Here is a 17,968-nt window from a genome sequence, read left to right as displayed (position 1 = left end):
GAAGCCCCGTTAGGGTTCCCCCTTAACAGGATTAAATAAATTTATTAGTTACATACATGAACGTGCAGACTACCAAACAGGCAATTCCGGCAATATGTAACCAATTTCTTGTTGGTTTAGTTGGTGCAATCGCTAAAGAGTTCTCCAACTTCTCTGTTACAAGACGTCGATTCTCTGCTTTAGCCGCATCATCTAAATATTGAGTTTCACGCTTAGCGAGAGTCTCAATTTTCGATTTTATTGCATGGTCCCATCCTTTAGTTTCAAAAACGCTTAACTCACTAAAGGTGTGCGTCATGAGATCTTCTGGGAAACCCAGTTTTTTCATTAACGGACGAATGGTATCATACATTTTTTCTACATTTTCGTAGTGGGCCTTTACTGCGACATCAAAACGCTTACGTAAAGTTAATTTTTCACGTTTGCAAATGATGTCCGAAACCCAATTTATTAACTGCTCATTTTTGAGTTCACTGGCTTTTTCAAGTGAGTAATCCAGATTATCCACGTCAAGAAATGAATTTAATCCGTATTTTTCAAACTCCTCAACAAGATATTTATCCAGTTCAGTTAAGCTTTTAAAAAGTGGTACATCTGGGGAAGCTTTAAGAAGCTTATAAGCTCCTTCGAAATCAATTTTCTTGACCACGAGCTCCACAACATCCACATGATAATAGCTTGAATAAGCAGAAAGCTTTTCGGCCAACAAAGACACAGGCTTAAGAGACTTAAGTTCAATGATATTTGGGCCGTCCTCATTCAAAATAACAATCAGTTCATTATCACGTTCTGTATATTTCATCAGAACTTCTAAGAGCTGTTTGTTTAGCGCCTTATCCATCTCTGGAATAATTTCACTAAAGGTTTGATGAAGGGCTTTACTGCGAGCTTTATTTTTAGACATTTGGGGTCACCTATATATAGTAAGAAGGAAGAAACAAATTTTTGTTTCAACACGAAGGCAAAGCCTGTCATTCATCTCCCGTAAGCTATGAACCGCCTGATTTATACTATCTGGCATTAGAAGTACGCAACAAAAATAGCCCCAGGAGGAGCTAAATTAGTTACGGTTTGGTAAATTCAGATTGCCTTTTGCAGGCATGGGAAGTGCACCAGCGACAAAGGTGACATTTTGCCGGTGGTGTCTTACAGCTTGTTTAAGCTGGCCGCTTTTCACGGCTAAATCAACGCTTAACGCGAAAGTAACTTTAAGCAAAGTTACTCAAATTTGGGAGCTGATATTTAAGCTCATTGTTTTTATACTATAGCTTTAAGCATAAGTAAATGCCCATATCGAATTATTCTGTATAAAGTGGAGAAATTCGAATATTAGCTGCTTCTTTCATCTTTTCTTCACTGCATTCTCTTAAAAAGAAAGAAGGATCACCATACCACATTACAAAAAGTTGCTTTTCTGCACGCGTAAATCCAACATAAAGCAAACGTCTTTCTTCTTCTATTGCCTCCTCCCCAACTGATCTTTTACTTGGTATCTGATCCGCATTACAACTCATTATTATTACTTTATTCCACTCAAGACCCTTTGAACCATGCAAGGTTGATAGGACTACTTTCTCTGGGCTGTATTCCTCGTCCTTCTTCCTAGGGCCTAATGACATTGCAGCAGCACGATTTATCATATTCATCCAACCAGTCTTTTCTGCCCACTGTTTACAAGTGTCTAAAGCAATTTTTGTTAAGGTTGCTGTACCTTTATTACTCCTCATCTTGATTGACGACGATTCCATCCATTTCGTAAGGTTGGCGAAACGTTTTGCTATCTCAACTTTATCAGAACTTTCCTGGGTAAAGCGCACGAAGTTTGAATGTAATGTTTTTGTTTCGAGAGAACTGTCCTCCGGGATGGCAAGGTCGCCAAAAGTAACTTTTCTTCCTCTCATACTCAATGCCACTTCATCCAAAACTGATTCCTGTTCTCCAAACAATGCCAATACTCTCTTCATTAAGCGAGGATCATTTGATTGTCGGAAAAAGGCCATAAGGCTTAACACATCGCTTGTTTCTTTTTCATCCCAGAATGATTTACCTCCGTAACGAATTACTGGCTGTTCGATCAAACTTTCTAGCTCATCCAAGTGAGCATTATTGCGGCTTAGAATTGCCCATCCATGTGGATCCTGATTTATAAGGCTTAAAATACCCTGTATCTGTTCCTCCATATCTACATATGAACGAAAAGTGACCTTTCCCCCTCCCTTTTTTGCCGAGCGTAACTCTTTGGCATAACGGTAAACATTCTTTCCTATCAGTGCTCCGGCCACCTCTAAAATTTCAGGTTCACACCTAAAGCATGTGTTTAAGTAAAATATGTTAGGTCTGAAGTGTTTTTCAAACTGTTGAAATATTTTGACTCCTCCTGAGGATCTGAAGGAGTAGATGGCCTGATCATCGTCTCCAACTATACTCGTATAGACTCCAGCTCTTGTATGCAATGCTATCCATGAGAATTGTATAGAGTCAGTATCCTGAACTTCGTCTACTATCAAATGTGTCAAATCTAACGTGCGCATTTTTCCCGAATGCATTTGACCGACAACAAATTTTGAAAGAGCATTGAGGTCCGCCACATGGTCTTTCTGGCATAACGCCTGATAGGTATTAAACAAATGGATCTGTTGTCTGTTATGCCGAACTGAAATCACATCCGTATCCATTTCTCTGCCGATAGCATCAATAACGAATTCAGCTTCAGCAAACTTCATCGTTACACCGGATTCTTTCAAAGCCCGGTGAATGACAGATCTCTGTGCTGGCCCTATCAACATCTTTCCCGGCCAGCGAATCATGTCCAGTTGCTTCTTAACGAGTCCGTGAAAAGTATCCACCAGCACCCGGTCAAGATCCTTCTTGCTCAATCGCTTTTGTAACTTTGCTGCAAGTGCGTTTGTTGCAGCGCGAGTAAAGGTCACCATCCCGATTCTTGCATATGGATACTTTTTGAGAATCGATATAACCGCTTCTATCATGGTGAACGATTTGCCTGATCCAGGCGCTGCTATCACCATATTGTTTGCGCTAGCATTCTCGATAACAGGTCTTTGCTCTTCTGTTGGCTTACCCATTTCAACCTCATTACTTCGTTTTAATAATTATACATTTTTATAAAAGCGCTTTTCTTGTGTACTGCTGGTTCTACTGGAAATCACTTTTTTTCCTTTTTTATGCAATCAGGTTGTTTGTGAAACGCGTGACTATGGAATAATGGTTCCATCTCCAAAAGACATTACAAAAAGGGCTTTAAATGAAACTTTTACGTTTAGTATCTCTGGTCTCTTCTGTCGTCATTGGTTTTTCCCTATCGGGTTGTGCCGGTGACACCGGCACTACGCCAGGCACCGCTCTGAATGCGTACAGTCACGGCCAGTACTGGCATGCTAATGCAAATGATTCTGTCGCCAAGAATGCCTATTCGTTTGCTGGTTTCGACGTTAATTTTAAGGAGCAAGAGGTTACTCCTGGAGGGGATGCCGACAACTTTCTTTCTAAGTATCTCATCAATAGTTCGATGGGCTACGTAACAGGCGGTCTAAAAGGTTTTGGGATCATGAGCCTCAGCTCTTTGTACAGTTCTTCTGACGCCGAATACATCCAGGTCAATCAATACCTAGTGTTCGTCCCCAATCCAAAAAAATTGCCTTACAATGATGAAAGTTTGGTACGTGAGGGAGCTAAGTATGTTTTTGAGCATACAAAAGCAACTCAGGCCTCATTTGGATACAACCCTGAAAAACAGAAAGCAGCTCTGGCCACATGTAAAATTGATATGGCAGTCGTCAATAAATGGAGTACCTGTGATCTGCCCTCTAAGCCTGATGCTGATGTTTTCCCTACAGATTCAATGTACAGCTTTCAGGCGATTCGCCCCGCAACAGGAACCGAAATTCCTGAGCTAAACCTTCCCGCTGGTGATTACGCTGTAATTCGTTATGTGTTCATCCCATTTAAAGGAAACGAAACAAGCGCTGATTTTTCGGGTATCATTTTCCGTTCTGATAGCCCAAATACAACAACTCCAGGGGGTGTTGCAGCCTCCATCAACGGAAAAGATTATTACCTCTTTACCGGTGAATACGGTAAAAAAGGCTTCCCAGAAAAAACATTGAAAGCCAAGTAATTAAAAAAGGGGCCTAACGGCCCCTTCTTCAATATTTCGGCAACTGCTTGCCCGTAACCGGATCCAGCGTAGTTGAACCTACCTCACATATGGCCGGTCGAGGTAAATAGCTACAATCTACATTTTCCTCTTTTATAGCCTGAGCATTTTCTTGTCTGGCCTTTATCATATTTTCTTCACCGCCCATTGCTTCCTTGGTACGTTCTGATGGAAGTTGATAGTTCTCATTCTGGAATGGTAAGTTTTCCACAATTGATTCTTCGGAGAATTTTGAATATTGATCAGGAACTTCTCCTACCTGAACTGCATCATTAATCCACTCCGTCAGATCAATTTTATCGAAATCCAGTTGCTGTATTTGCTTTATTGATAGCCCCACGCAATTAGAGGCGACAGGGTCTATTCCTAATTGCGGATAAGCTTGTTGCATAATAACGCGTGACAACATGGAATTATAACAGCACATGTCTGTTGCTTTTTTAACGCATTTCTTTGTGAAACCAACATTCAGATATTTGACGCATCGTTCCGTATCTAATGTAAAACAGGATTTTTGATTCTTATGAATAGAAGCTTCCATCTCTTTCTGGTCGCATGCTACCAACATTTCTAAAAGCATTTTAGTGACCTGATAGGCTGTATAAATCCAACCGATCACGTTTAATGCAAGCATAAAGTTTTGAACCGCAGCCGAGAAGACAACCTCTCCTCCGGTAGTAGCAACGTTCTTAAAGACAAAGTCACGAACTGTATCTGGTAGCAATTCGTAGGCTTTCTTCATTGCCATCTGCTTAAGCTGACCTATACCGAAGCTGGACATTGTTTCCTGTGCCAACTGGCCAGCACCTCCTGCCCCTCCAGAAGTTGCGGAAGACCCAACTGCCCTGCTTAGATTACCAGCGACGTTTTCATATACGCTCGTTAAGGAGCTCGTGACGTTGTTCCACATTTGCCCTACTGTTTTACCAGCTGATGCAGTCCACTCTCCGACCGCATTAGACATAGAAGCCCATGTACCTGTATCACCGCCGGTCCATTTTATTAGCTGAGCATTAACTCTGGTCCAGTTTGTGTTTCTGATCATAGATCCGGCAAGCATGATACCTTCAAGTGCTCCTGCGGTTCCCTGTGGTGCTTCGCAGCAGTCCGTCTTTGCCAGGCCATTTACAAAGCCTACTGAACGACCACACCATTCAGGTTTTCCTTCAAAGACGGAACATGAATTGGCATCGTTAGGGTCTTCGCATTTGGCTTCGCCCTGCATGTACTGAACCATGTTTGAATAAGCCGCAACTTTTCCAAAATCGTTGTTCTCTTCCTTTGGCCCAGTTTCGCATGTTCCACCTGAACATGGGATCATGCCAACACAGGCATTTGTAGAAGATTCAACCTCCCGAACTACATCCTTCCCTCTGTCACAGGTGTATTTCTGTTCATACATGTAGCAACTGTTAGTGCCCTCATCGAACCAACCCTCTGCACATGTTTGTTTATCGAGTACACATGCTGCATCATTTTTATAAGCACTACATGCATCAGGCATACTCTTTATTTCTTCATAGTTGTAACAGAGGTCCTTTCCATTAGCGTCTTTCATAATTTTTCCACTAGCGTCATAAGAGCAAATTTTGTCTTTGGCCAATGGATCACAAAAGTAGCCTTCAAGGTTTGTCTTCCAGGTAAGAAATCCTTTATCACCTTCATACAGAGGCTTTGCCAATGAAAGCACGCTTTCCGGAAGCCGTTTTGTGCCAACATCCATATCTTTAAACCGATCGAAACGGCAGAATGTATTCGGAGCTTGTACAGCATCGTAACAACCAGCTGGTTCCTGGACGTGCTTATCTTCGAGCTTCATATTTTCAAAAGTCAGCTCAACCTCAAAATACCCTTCACCCTTCCCACCAACCCATACTCTGGATGCCATTGTCACTTCTCGATCAGGCTCCTCATACACCGATTTTCTGACCTTATCAGTCACATCGTAAACCTTGTCGAGTTTCCACGATTTTTTTAACTCCCAAGATCCCTTAGGAGCCGGATAGTCACTTTCTCGATATGCACCATCTATGTGAGCAAAAATCTGCGTGCCATCAAGTGTTACCCGCATGTGGTCATCCCACTCCGCGTTAACAATCTTTGCTGAGGCCAATTTTGCATCCGGATGGAATTTTAATGTCAGTTCGTTATCATATACCCCGTCACTCCAGTAGTTGTCATCACGGCGACCAAACCATATACGCACACAATTATCGCCGCACATCGACATGTCTCCGTTTCCGCCTGAAATGTAAACAGGGACTGAAAAATCACGGGTTATCGTGCAGCTGCTGAAGTTATCTTGCTTAGGCGAGTTACAGTAGAACTCTTTGTAATCAGGATAGTGTGTGGTTACTGTTTTTTTAGAGGTCTCAACATTACAGTTCTGAAGCCAGTTTCCAGTACCAGCAACAGCATTTGTTATCTCATTTCTCCCCGCAGTAAACATGGGATCGTTAGGCTTTATAGATGATGCCGGGTTGTCCTTGTTAGCATTTACGAGGGTGCGGTAGGCAACGCCATCATAACTTTGAGCATCAAATAACTGGCTTTTCCGATTCTTTATATCGTTTACAAAGCCATCCTCATCCCCATAACGATCTGCGGCATTGAACTTAATATCGCTGTGCTTTTGCTCTGAGCTGAAAATCTCTCCGGTATTTGTTTTGGTTCCAGGAGTAGTATTGGGATTACTGCTTATACCAATGTTGCCATTAGCATCCCGAGAGAGCAGCTTTGCCCCTTCCTTGGTATAGTTTGAATTGATTGTCCCTCCAGACATACTCGGCAGTTGTACGGCGCTACCAATGGACTTTCCATCGGATGCGGCATTTTTCATGACACTTTCATTTGAGTTCCCTGCCCCATACTTTCCGAGATTAAGATTAGCGGATTCGGCTTTACCCACGTATTTCTCGGTGATCTTCCCACTGACATTCTCGCCTGAATCCGCATTCTTGTACTTCTCAACAATGTCCTGAGCACTGGTTGTCGCATTGCGATTTGCGTTAGGATTAGCAAGATTAAAGTTACTTTCGAGCTGGTCAAATATAGCGTCTGCCGCATAAATACGAGGAGTCATTACCATATTTATGAGAGAGATATAAAAAGCCCAACTCATAGTATTGGCAATCATTGATGCAATAATAGTTGAAGCTATCGTTTTTCTAAGTTTCATTATTTTTACCCTTAGAAATCAAGCGCCTGGTATATATCTGACGCAACAGTCATTGTAACGCCACAACATATAGACATAATTATCATTGCCTATTTTTTTGCGCCCACCTTTAAGGGTTGACCAGTCATGTACCGAATCACCAAGACGATGACAGCAATCCGGCCCTTTCGCCTCAGGAGTTGGGAAAAGCATTGAAAGCCGATACTGGGAACGAGGTGTAAAGTATTCCCACGTTTTCTCACACATTGCGTCTGCTCCCATCGTTCGCATCAGCATTCCCTGGCGATGTAGTTTAGTCAGAAGACGCTGGGTTATCAGTGAACTCGTCCTTACAGCGTCATCATTTGCGTAAATGTGGCCGGTTAATGGATAAAGGTTGCCATCGCATCCGGCACAAAAGTATGCAGCGAGATTATCCTTTCCTGCTGTTACTGCTACACAGTCAGCAGCGCACACCATTGAGGCAATTGGGTTTGCAAAAACTACTGCCTCTGGATTCAGGACGAGTGTAAGCAGATCACTTTCCCACATAGGGTCCACTTCGCTTATATAGGTCAGGCTGGCATCTATATAGGGTTCAGCAGTGCACTCGCCAATAATCAGTAATTTGAGCATTGTCATGATTGGGAACTCCCAAAGATGAACATCGTAAAATCCGGCTTCAGTTGCTGTCATTGGCTGATTTGTGTTGCTTTTACCAATATCAAACTGCGATTTTTGAAGCATCGTGCCTTCAAGAAAGGGGCTGCACCAGGGGCTCTTTACAACTTCTACAATCTTCACCGGCTGAAAGAAGCTCAATTGCCAACCTATTTCCGGTACGCCGTTCTGATCTGTGCAGTAGCAACCCGGACGTGAAGGAGCAGCGCCTTCTGGAGCTGCCCCTATGCCCATTATCCTCATGGGAAAAATGCAGCTCCAACAGATATTCTTAATCAAGCCCTGCCACACTCCAGCTGACTGACACATAGCCCCAGGGACTCCAGCATCTGCTGCCATAGCCATACCCGGTATAGAAAGCGAAAGCATAACTGCTACAATGAACTCTAAAAGTAACTTTTTGAATTTTTTCACCATCATGCTCACTTGGATGTAATAAATGTTGCAACACTTTCGATATAGTCGACGGCTTTGGTAAAATAACTTCTCATCTGGTCCGGATAATTTAGCGTCAGCCATGTTGCAAAGAGAGCGCCTATAATAAATCCGAGTTTCATCTTATTTTTCCTCTGAAAGATTTGGGGCTCCGATACCACGGACTTCTGCCTCGCTAAACAGGGTGATCCGGAATTTATCTTGGTCAGTAGTTATAAGCGCAGGTGTGTTTTTAATCTGAAAGCGTGAGATGATCTGTTCGTTAACTTTAAACACCTTACCGTTAAATTTTTCACGTAAATCATTTAGGTGATCCCATCCATTATCTTTTTGGATACGGGTAAACATTGGCATTACTTTTCCACTACCCAGACGTTGTCGATACTGCTGCTCAGCCCATACCAGCTGGCCCGGATTGAGTGGATCGAAAATTATCATCGTCAGGTTTTGAGGAAATCTCGAAAGTGGATTAATCAACTCACCGGCGGAAGCTATTACACGGCCCTGCTTATCTTTTACGTCCTGAGTGACCCTCACTGTAGGGTCAATTAAAAATTCTTTGTGTTCCTGGGCAGGAGGGAGGTCGACCATCCATTGATTTTTCCATGTGTCAGAAACGGCCCTTTTTTTTGCACCTTCCCAGTCATATTTTTGTGCACGTTCTTCCAGTTCTTTAATGATGCTCTTTTCTTCAACGGGATAAGTGGTACCAGCAACCGGGAAAATATCCTGATCGGGTTTTTTAGCAAGTTCTCGCTGAAAAAACTCAACGTTGAAGGAGCCTACCATTTTTGCAAAACGAGCTTGCTCCCTAGAAATAATTGTCGGTACTTGAGTTACTTGATACTGACTGAAGCTATCAGGATCAATTGTAATCAAAGGAGATTCAAATTTTCCTTTGACAATCATTTGGTTTATTGCTGCCTGTGTCTCTGGTAGCCGAGTAGTTCCTTTCTTTAGACCATTGAAAACTACACGAGCTTTATGCTCTGAGGCCGTACGTAGAAGGTCTTCCAGTACATAATCCGGCAAGCTAAATGAAGCAAAGATCGTTATTCCATTTTCAGTTGATAGTGCTTCTTCACGTGTGCTATCCATTTTTCTTTCGAAGTCAGCAGCTGTGATGCCCGAGGAACCAAACAATTTTTCGATATTTTTAGATTGTCCTCGCATGACTTCCGGCTTATTTTCCACAGCTTTCAGAGCCGCTTCATTAAGGCTGGCGTTTTCTTGAATTTCATCACGTCTTCTAATTATATCGTTGACAGCTTCAGAGTTATTACTTTGGGCCCTGATAGCCTGGGTATGGTCTATAACTGCTTGAACACTATCCGCATTCATACCGGGGACGTAACCACGGTTTATTTGCTTGCTCAGGTCCTGGTTTTTTTGGAGTGCTTCAGCTTGCGCTATGTACTTCTGCACATCTGGTGATTTTAGCGTAGCATCAAGGCTAAGAGCCCCATCTGGCTGCTGTGCACCTTTAGCCTGTGCCCCAAGCCCTTTTGCTTGCTGAGCGATTAGGTCAGCATCATGTTGATACTCAGTGCTTGCATTTGTATTACTTAAAACTGCACATAACGCAAGTCCAGGAAGTATTGGTAAATATTTTTTATTTACATTAAAAGATCGCATATGTTTTCCCAATTACTGAATTCAGCTTTACTGTTCCCCAAAAACGGGAATCCCATGAGTGATCGGTTTGCCCAATTAGGAAAACTTCGCCTTCAGGAATTATCAATTCTTTTTCAATCAAAATGGACGGAATATTGTATTTCTTCGAAATACGACGTGCATTAGCTTCAAAAAATTTGTCCCCGTTATAAACCCCATCCATTGTTACTTTAAGTTTGTCACCGCCCACACCGGCAACAATTTTTATGACTCGTTCATTTTCTGGGATAAAACGTACCGATTTCGGCATGTTAAATGCTATGAGTTCACCAGTTTTAATACTTTTATCCGAATGATCAATCATATAAAAATCAGCAGGCAGGCACCCATTCAATAAACCGTATCCAAATGTATAACGGGTGAAAAAGACACACATAACGAGAATCAGCAATAAAATATTAAGGGGGACATACCAATCCAGTATAAGCAGCCCTCTCTTTTTAGGTATGTAGTCGCTCATATTTTTCTCACTGGCACTGAAGAATATTTTTACTAGGCAGATGCACCTCTATCCAAGTAATTATTATCCATGTTTTTCAACGCTCGGAAGTCTGCAAACCAACCTAATATTCACCTATAAGAATGTTAATTCCTCAGCATGTATACGCAGCTTTGTTAGCGGCCATGAAAGATGCCTTTGGAGCAAAGTTACTTTCCGACATTAATTTTTCAAAGGTCCAATTATTGGGTATAAAAAAGCCGGGACATAATGTCCCGGCTTTATATTTAAAAATTAACTACTCACTGCTTGGTATTGATACAGTGTTTTCAGACTTACTTGCCTCTTCAGCCGGTCCGAAAACTGTCACGTGCTGTGTTGCAAAGTCTCCACTATCATCATAAGCAATTACTTTTATGTCCTGCTTACCACGGTTAAGGTTTTTAGAAAGTGTAGCCGTACTACCGAAAACGTTCCTTAATTCGCCGTTGATGAACCATTCATATCTAACCATTTTTCCATCAGTATCATCACATTTATTGGTAAAGCTCCAGCTTAGGTTGGTTTCCGTGTAGCTCAATGTACAATTAGGCACTGCGTTTTTAACGACATCAAACTCAACAGATGCTGAACCTCTCTGTCCAAGTTTACTAACAACATCAATTGTAATCTCGTATTTCTTTTCTTTTAAACCCGAGATCAGTTGAGCCCAATAATTTTTGCCGCTGGGTATTACTTCACCGTTCACCTTGTATGTGACCGTATCTATCGAGTCCGCCGAATGAGATAGCTTGATGTTTGACCTTAAGGTTACATCGAGTGGAGCTCTCATATATTTGTTAGAGAACTTGGGTGTCATCTCAACGTTCATTGGCGTTTGTTCATCGACAACAAAGGTATTTTCGATACGCTGTTCATTGTTTCGGTTATCTTTGAAAACAACCATCAATGTATATTTGCCAGGATTTTCAATTGTAAATTCTTTGGTGTCACCTTCATCTTTAGTGATTACCAGATTCTCTTTGTCGTAGATCCATTCACGGGAATAAGTAACACCAGGATAGTCTCCATCCTTAATACCGCTCAACGCAACGCGTAGGGTGGTCGGTGCCATGTCGTATTTAAGTTTGGAGCTTATTTTCATCTCGGGAAATTTATAAACCCACGATTTGACAGAAACTCTACGGGTAGAAACCGTATTCTCCTTATTGTCCGCTAACCATGCACTGTATTCAAAAGCAGCATATCCCTGTTTATCCAACATTTGCTCAGTAAGGGTAACAGACAGTGAAGAGCCCTTAAATGTCTGGCCATCCGGTGTTTTCCATTCTTCAACTACGTTATTACCATTCTGGTACTTACTGTTAGGGTTCGTGAACTTACCTTCCAAAGTAACTTTTTGACCAACCTCTACCTTTGAAACCCCCGTTACCGAGACAGAAAGGCGCTTGGGTTTTGCGGCTGCCAACCGAGCAGACGTTTCCTTCCATGAAGACTCCTCTGCCAGTTCATCGGAATCAAGGTAACGCATCCGGGCATAAATCGTAGACGGTAGGGTATCAGCTGAAGCCACAGTGTAAGTTGTATCTCCCTGCACCCAGTTGACTTTATCCTCTGACCAGAGAACCTCAGCGGTGCCTGCTGGTATAGGTTCATCGTTATCAAGCAGGGTTACAGGTATATCTGAGCCCTGAAGAATGTCTGTAACATCTATACTGAGCTTAGGCTGCTTGTAGGTAACTACCGTTAAGGCATCTGTGTAGGAAATCTTGGATGTGAATTTATTAGTCATTTTTGCCCTATAAAGCCACTTTCCTACTTCTGTCTTTTTGATACTTACACTTCTCTTTCCGGTCATGTCGGAAAGCATGGTCCAGGTTTGACCATTATCAGAGGACTGCTGCCATTCGGTGGGGGCGAGTGCATCAGAGTTAGCCGTACTGGCAGATTTGAAGCTTACCAGAGTACTAAGTGGGATCCTTCCGATAATAAGGCTTTTCGACAGGTTACCCTCCAGTTCCTCACCTTTATAGATTCGAATGCCTACAGCACTGGTCTCACGTTTCATTTCAAAATCAGAGAATGGCGATCTGACCTTAGCCACACCAACCAGACGCATATTACCCAGATCCATATTTTCAATTTTAATCTTGGTTTCGACAATGCCCGCATCATTGACCGGCAATGCTTCAGTCAGCGCAGTTCTTTCGTATGTAGTTTTATAACGGCCTGTTTCTGGATCTTTGCCGTATACACTTTTTTGAGAGTATATCGTGACGTCCCATTCTCCCATTGTTTTACGGTCAAATGCACTTTTACGTGTGGAGTTGTTATAACGCCCCACTGTTACCTTTAAGGGCACTTCAAGAGATGTGGCTGTTTTTTTGTCATCCACTTCCATCGATGCTCGAATATTGAAATCAGGCACCGTATATACGTTGAGGGTGTCTGTAGTTCTTAATTCTGGATCCTTTGAGTATTCTACAGCTATGTCAAAGACGTTCTTTGTCCACAATGGTGCAGCAGCAACCTTGACCCTTTGTACAAAGGTCGTTGCATCGTTGTTTGAGGAACGATTTTTAAATGACGTTTTGACAGCCTCAGAGCCGTTTTGAGAGACGATCATCGTAACGTCAGCTGGTACCACCTTCGCTAATATTCGAGCGGCCTCCCCCCCGGTCGTATAAGCCAGAGCAGTGTTCGGATTGATGCCTGCTATGACTTTATTCTTTTTGTAAGAGATGATCGGGTTGTATGGTAATTGTGTGGTCAGAGTACGGCGATTCCTTGCGGAAACCGCTTTAGAGCCCTTCCCGTTAATCATATAGACTTGATAGTCGAGCAGATTCTCACCTGTTTTATTAAAGAATCCAGTTAGACCCGGGGTACGTCCTTTAAAATAGAACTCCAACCCATCAGGGACATTGTTCCACTGAGGGTAGCATGCTGTAACATCTGATTTTTCCCCATACCAGGCGAGGTAAGCATTCGCATTTTCCTCTGTGGTAAACAGAGTGCATTTATCACCAGCTGTTTGACTAAGCAGGTCCGTATACTGACGTACGCGCGAGTAAAGAGTTACGTTTTTTTCCAGATTCTTAAGAGTGAATCCAGTAGGTTGATAAGTGAACACGGTACTGAAATTTACGTTTTTTCCATAAAGGTTTTCAGCCACCACAGTAATCTCGTGATCCGAATTAACTGCTAAATCGTCTCCAACCGGCAGGTAGTAAATACCTTTATAATTTGTAGGTGTTAACGAAACTACTTTGTTGTCTATTGTTACTGATTTTATGTCAGCAACCCCAGCCTGCCCCTGGAAAGCTGCAACGATAATCTCGTTCAGGAAGTATACGGGTGCTCGTTTAGTTAATACCTGCCCATCTTTGAGAACCATAAGCGTTGGGTTATCAGACAGCATCAGTTTGCTTTCAGGCTCAGTGTACGTAGAAGAGTTTTTGCTCGTATTTTCTACTGTAAAAGTCGCTGCGTAGGACCCGTTTATAAGATCCGTTAAGTCAAAGATATAGAGGTACTCATCACCGACTTTTTGAGGTCCACTTACCGGCTGTAAAGTTCTACGTAAAGGGGTTGCCCAGGACTGTTTGAAATCAATCTCAGTGCCATCATCTAAAGTCACTTTAGTCGTCGGCTTAAACACGCCATCCGGAGTCATAGTGAGCGACATAGCTGTTGGGAGCCACCATTCACCTTCTGTTTCTTGCTGGGGTACCTTAACGGCCACAGCAACGGTTTTGGCTCCGGTATAGATGTCCTGGCCACCTACTTTGATTGTTTTAGCCTCATCGGTAAAATTCCAAAGTGTATGGTCTACTACAGGAGGCCGATAATCCCAGTTAACAACAAGCTTTTTGGATTCAGGAGGTGCGAAATAATTATTCTTAGAGTTTGCTGTAATTGTGATATCACGTGAACCCAAAAGTTCATCTGTATCACTGGCCTTAATGCTTCCAACTTCAATGGTACAGGAAGTTCCGCCAATAGGTACTTCACAGGCGGAGCCTGAACCTATTGAGATGTATTGAATATAATTGCGGGGTTCAACAGAAACAGCGATATCTTTGATCGCTTCATCCTTTAAATACGATTTGAAAGAAAAGCCGTCATAGACTAATCCGTTCAGGGATGATTTAAGACCGGTGATAGTTGGTTTTACCGGTGCCACACTTTTGATTGAATATTCACCTTTTACTATTTCAACTTTTTTCCGTTCAGAACCAGAGAAGTAAGAAATCTTGTAAGGTAGTTTTAAATCACCGGTGGTGTTGGGAACGCCTGAAAGAGTGAAGCCGTTAGAAGTTAATCCCAAGGTATTGGGTAACCACTCAAAAAAACAAACGAGGTTATCAACAGAGGAAGTCGCTCGATCATCAACCGTTACATTACAGGCTGTGCCTGCACCTGAGGCAGTGATAGTGTTAGAATTAACGTATGCAACAAAGTCGCCCGGCCCCGGGTCAAAGGATACGGCTGGCAAATCAGCCTGTAGCTTTCCTGAAATCATAATCGCTTCAGCATAGACCGCTTTAATCGGAGCAATTAAAGAAAACAACAGGGCTAAACCTAAACCTGATTTTCTCATGACGAATACCTGTTTTTCTGAGCAAAATTAAACTCACTTTACGATGAAAAACAGAAATATCCGTTCGTATAACATTTAAAAAAACCTGTATTTTTCCGTATATTCCGTATGTTAATGCGCTATTTTGAATTCTTGGCTTCAGATAAGCGAAGCGCGGTAATTATAGACTCGGAGCTTACCCAGGGCGTTTTTTGAGCAAGATATCCAAGTATGTAGAGGCCAATTTTAACGCAATCCATTTGTGAGACGGGGACCATGTGCATGAAGGGTTTTAAGCCATCTTTATCGACTGGAACTATCCCTGCGGATAACAACAAACCGCCCCTCTCGTTTGGGGTAACGCTTATATTTTTGTATACGACGTGGCCATGATGTGAGGTTTTCCTCTTATCAATCTTTAAAGTATGCATGATTCTAAGAAATACAGATGCCATCTGCATAACTTCATTCGTCGACAATTTTAGAAGTACAGAACGGTTTGAGCCCCAGTCATAATCTTTTTTTGCGTTCCTTGGAGCGACGTGCAATGTAAGATAATAATTATCAATCTCATTTGAAAAAGGTGAAGGTTTTGATGAGCTAACATCTTCATTGTTCATCTCAATGACAAGGGCTGCATCCTGACCAAATGCTTTAACATTATGGTTTTTAAGAGCGAAGTCTGAAGTTGCCATATAAAAAGTCACTTTTGATAAAACCACATACCGCCTAATGATTCATCATCGGCAAGATGCTTGAAATTTGATAGTGTAAATCCTGTTTTGGTTTCAGAAATCACCAGGCTGTAAGATGCCGTATGTACAAGGCGAGAATTGTTTAGATCAAGATCATCACAAAAACCAGGGCTTTTGACGGGGTCAGCCTTTTCAACAAAAGTTACTTTTGAAGCGATGCCGTTGATCACGATTTTCTCGTTATCAGCAATTTTAATGTTTAAAGAAGGCGAGCTTTTATCACATGGCAGGAAGAGTGATGTCTTTTTAAATGTGTTTCCAGTGAAGTCCAAAAGGTCAGGTTTAACCGGAACATTGTTTAGGATTTTATAAACTCCAGCAAATGCACATAACACAACAAAACCAGATAAAACATATCTAATCTTAGACTTCATCCCCCAGTTCCTCTCCTAAAAGTTTTAACGCGCTTACGCACATAAGCCTCAACTGATACAGTAAGTTATCAGCGGTTATTCCACCAACGAAGGTAACTGTACGTCGTATTGATGCTCCGCCAGGCTCGCACTGGATATGGCCAATACCAGAATCACGGAGGAAGTCATTTTCTGCACTTACAAGGTCTGACTCTACAGGTGGAATGATAACTTCAATGAGTATTGTATCAACTGGGGCCCACTCCCAATCGAACTTAAGAGAGGAAATTGGGGATATAGAAACAAGAAGCTCATCAATATTAAAAATTACGGGTTTTATTCCCATAACCTCAGACTGAATGAAGTGGCTTTCTACCATAACTACCGGAAACTCTGAAATAGTCAGAACTCCGATTAACTGGTCTCGGCGTAAACCATGTATTAGTGAGTTGCGAGATAGCATTCGATCAGCCTTTATTATAATAATCAATCATTTGGGACAAGGACAAAAGGGATTACAGAAACGAAGATTCTACATGAACATCGTTGTCAGTGACCTTAGGTCCATCGGGTATAAGGGTATCAAAAAATCCTTACATAACCATTAAACCACAAAGACTTTTTACGTAAAATAATAATTAAGTACCAGATTTATTAAGATAATTCTTAGGTTTTTTACAAATTTAGGAAAAATCCGCACTTCCTGTAACAGCATCCAAATTAACCTAAAATACCGTTTCATTAACAGTAATTTTACAGATTCAGCTGAAGCCTGAGTTTATTATAACAAAAAAAAGGCCAGCAAGTATGCTGGCTTTCCTGGTAAGACAAGTTGAACTCAGAAGTCGATTGTACTGTCTCTCACCTATCTTGCGGCTTTGTTGAATAAATCGAACTTTTGCTGAGTTGAAGGATCAGATCACGCATCTTCCCGACAACGCAGACCGTTCCGTGGCAAAGCAAAAGTTCAAAATCACCAACTGGCCCACCTACAATAAAGCCCTCATCAACCGTGGCTCCATAACTTTCTGGCTGGATGATGAAGCTATTCAGGCCTGGTATGAGTCAGCAACACCTTCTTCACGAGGCAGACCTCAGCGCTATTCTGACCTTGCCATCACGACTGTGCTGGTCATTAAACGCGTATTCAGGCTGACCCTGCGCGCTGCGCAGGGCTTTATTGATTCCATTTTTTCTCTGATGAACGTTCCGCTACGCTGCCCGGATTACAGCTGTGTCAGCAGGCGGGCAAAGTCGGTTAATGTCAGTTTCAAAACGCCCACCCGGGGTGAAATCGCACACCTGGTAATTGATTCCACCGGGCTGAAGGTCTTCGGTGAAGGCGAGTGGAAAGTCAAAAAGCATGGCCAGGAACGCCGTCGTATATGGCGAAAGTTGCATCTGGCAGTTGACAGCAACACACATGAAATCATCTGTGCAGACCTGTCGCTGAACAACGTTACGGACTCAGAGGCCTTCCCCGGGTTAATCCGGCAAACCCACCGGAAAATCAGGTCAGCCGCCGCCGATGGCGCTTACGATACCCGGCTATGTCACGATGAACTGCGGCGTAAGAAAATCAGCGCGCTTATCCCTCCCCGAAAAGGTGCGGGTTACTGGCCCGGTGAATATGCAGACCGTAACCGTGCAGTGGCTAATCAGCGAATGACCGGGAGTAATGCGCGGTGGAAATGGACAACAGATTACAATCGTCGCTC

The 17,968-nt window shown here is 42.5% G+C and carries 12 protein-coding genes; 2 read left to right on the top strand and 10 right to left on the bottom strand.

The window, feature by feature from the left end; genetic code table 11:
- Positions 1 to 31: 31 nt before the first annotated feature.
- Positions 32 to 904: a hypothetical protein gene (locus tag CKK19_RS22380; RefSeq protein WP_000041927.1), complete on the bottom strand. Its 873-nt coding sequence runs from the start codon at positions 902 to 904 to the stop codon at positions 32 to 34.
- A gap of 394 nt (positions 905 to 1,298) precedes the next feature.
- Complete coding sequence (gene trhI, locus CKK19_RS22375; RefSeq protein ID WP_044704554.1) at positions 1,299 to 3,083, bottom strand: IncHI-type conjugal transfer helicase TrhI; 1,785 nt, start codon at positions 3,081 to 3,083, stop codon at positions 1,299 to 1,301.
- A gap of 179 nt (positions 3,084 to 3,262) precedes the next feature.
- On the opposite strand from trhI, the gene CKK19_RS22370 reads away from it, so the two are divergent.
- Positions 3,263 to 4,135, top strand: a complete 873-nt coding sequence (locus CKK19_RS22370) for a hypothetical protein (protein ID WP_000771834.1) — start codon at positions 3,263 to 3,265, stop codon at positions 4,133 to 4,135.
- 28 nt (positions 4,136 to 4,163) lie between these two features.
- Here the strand turns inward: CKK19_RS22370 and trhN are convergent, their stop codons facing one another.
- The 8 genes from trhN to hdtA all read right to left on the bottom strand — a co-directional run bounded on the left by trhN (position 4,164) and on the right by hdtA (position 16,713).
- Positions 4,164 to 7,352 (bottom strand): IncHI-type conjugal transfer protein TrhN, encoded by a 3,189-nt coding sequence (gene trhN / locus CKK19_RS22365; protein WP_000776701.1) that lies wholly within the window; start codon positions 7,350 to 7,352, stop codon positions 4,164 to 4,166.
- An 18-nt stretch (positions 7,353 to 7,370) separates the two neighbouring features.
- Positions 7,371 to 8,426, bottom strand: a complete 1,056-nt coding sequence (gene trhU / locus CKK19_RS22360) for an IncHI-type conjugal transfer protein TrhU (RefSeq protein ID WP_181231580.1) — start codon at positions 8,424 to 8,426, stop codon at positions 7,371 to 7,373.
- 144 nt (positions 8,427 to 8,570) lie between these two features.
- Positions 8,571 to 10,082: a TrbC family F-type conjugative pilus assembly protein gene (locus tag CKK19_RS22355; protein WP_001256132.1), complete on the bottom strand. Its 1,512-nt coding sequence runs from the start codon at positions 10,080 to 10,082 to the stop codon at positions 8,571 to 8,573.
- Positions 10,069 to 10,581, bottom strand: coding sequence for an IncHI-type conjugal transfer protein TrhF (gene trhF, locus CKK19_RS22350; protein WP_001286760.1), 513 nt, complete (start codon positions 10,579 to 10,581; stop codon positions 10,069 to 10,071). The genes CKK19_RS22355 and trhF overlap by 14 nt, the downstream gene beginning before the upstream one ends.
- Before the next feature lie 277 nt (positions 10,582 to 10,858).
- The gene (rsp, locus tag CKK19_RS22345; RefSeq protein WP_001232109.1) at positions 10,859 to 15,163 is read right to left on the bottom strand and encodes an IncHI-type conjugal transfer protein RSP; all 4,305 of its coding nucleotides are present in this window, start codon (positions 15,161 to 15,163) and stop codon (positions 10,859 to 10,861) included.
- Positions 15,164 to 15,282: 119 nt separating this feature from the next.
- On the bottom strand, positions 15,283 to 15,837 hold the full coding sequence (locus CKK19_RS22340; protein WP_000235773.1) for a plasmid transfer protein: 555 nt from the start codon (positions 15,835 to 15,837) through the stop codon (positions 15,283 to 15,285).
- A gap of 8 nt (positions 15,838 to 15,845) precedes the next feature.
- Positions 15,846 to 16,271 carry a hypothetical protein gene (locus CKK19_RS22335; RefSeq protein ID WP_000836981.1) on the bottom strand — a complete coding sequence of 142 codons (426 nt, stop codon included), beginning with the start codon at positions 16,269 to 16,271 and terminating at the stop codon, positions 15,846 to 15,848.
- The gene (gene hdtA, locus CKK19_RS22330) at positions 16,261 to 16,713 is read right to left on the bottom strand and encodes a H transfer determinant A (protein WP_000952689.1); all 453 of its coding nucleotides are present in this window, start codon (positions 16,711 to 16,713) and stop codon (positions 16,261 to 16,263) included. Before hdtA ends, CKK19_RS22335 begins: the two co-directional genes overlap by 11 nt.
- A 443-nt stretch (positions 16,714 to 17,156) precedes the next feature.
- Here hdtA and CKK19_RS22325 point away from each other — a divergent pair.
- The coding region (locus CKK19_RS22325) for an IS5 family transposase (RefSeq protein ID WP_225455228.1) at positions 17,157 to 17,968 on the top strand (812 nt) is incomplete at its 3' end.

It is taken from the genome of Enterobacter sp. CCUG 70166 (genome assembly GCF_020224095.1).
GTDB classification, from domain to species: Bacteria; Pseudomonadota; Gammaproteobacteria; order Enterobacterales; family Enterobacteriaceae; genus Enterobacter; species Enterobacter intestinihominis.
This window is presented reverse-complemented; position numbering and strand designations above follow the sequence as displayed.

Bases quoted from the DNA above. Each gene is read 5' to 3' on its own strand.
- CKK19_RS22370 (WP_000771834.1), top strand. From the start codon at position 3,263: ATGAAACTTTTACGTTTAGTATCTCTGGTCTCTTCTGTCGTCATTGGT.
- trhI (WP_044704554.1), bottom strand. From the start codon at position 3,083: ATGGGTAAGCCAACAGAAGAGCAAAGACCTGTTATCGAGAATGCTAGC.
- trhN (WP_000776701.1), bottom strand. From the start codon at position 7,352: ATGAAACTTAGAAAAACGATAGCTTCAACTATTATTGCATCAATGATT.
- hdtA (WP_000952689.1), bottom strand. From the start codon at position 16,713: ATGCTATCTCGCAACTCACTAATACATGGTTTACGCCGAGACCAGTTA.
- rsp (WP_001232109.1), bottom strand. From the start codon at position 15,163: ATGAGAAAATCAGGTTTAGGTTTAGCCCTGTTGTTTTCTTTAATTGCT.
- CKK19_RS22335 (WP_000836981.1), bottom strand. From the start codon at position 16,271: ATGAAGTCTAAGATTAGATATGTTTTATCTGGTTTTGTTGTGTTATGT.
- CKK19_RS22380 (WP_000041927.1), bottom strand. From the start codon at position 904: ATGTCTAAAAATAAAGCTCGCAGTAAAGCCCTTCATCAAACCTTTAGT.
- CKK19_RS22355 (WP_001256132.1), bottom strand. From the start codon at position 10,082: ATGCGATCTTTTAATGTAAATAAAAAATATTTACCAATACTTCCTGGA.
- CKK19_RS22340 (WP_000235773.1), bottom strand. From the start codon at position 15,837: ATGGCAACTTCAGACTTCGCTCTTAAAAACCATAATGTTAAAGCATTT.
- trhF (WP_001286760.1), bottom strand. From the start codon at position 10,581: ATGAGCGACTACATACCTAAAAAGAGAGGGCTGCTTATACTGGATTGG.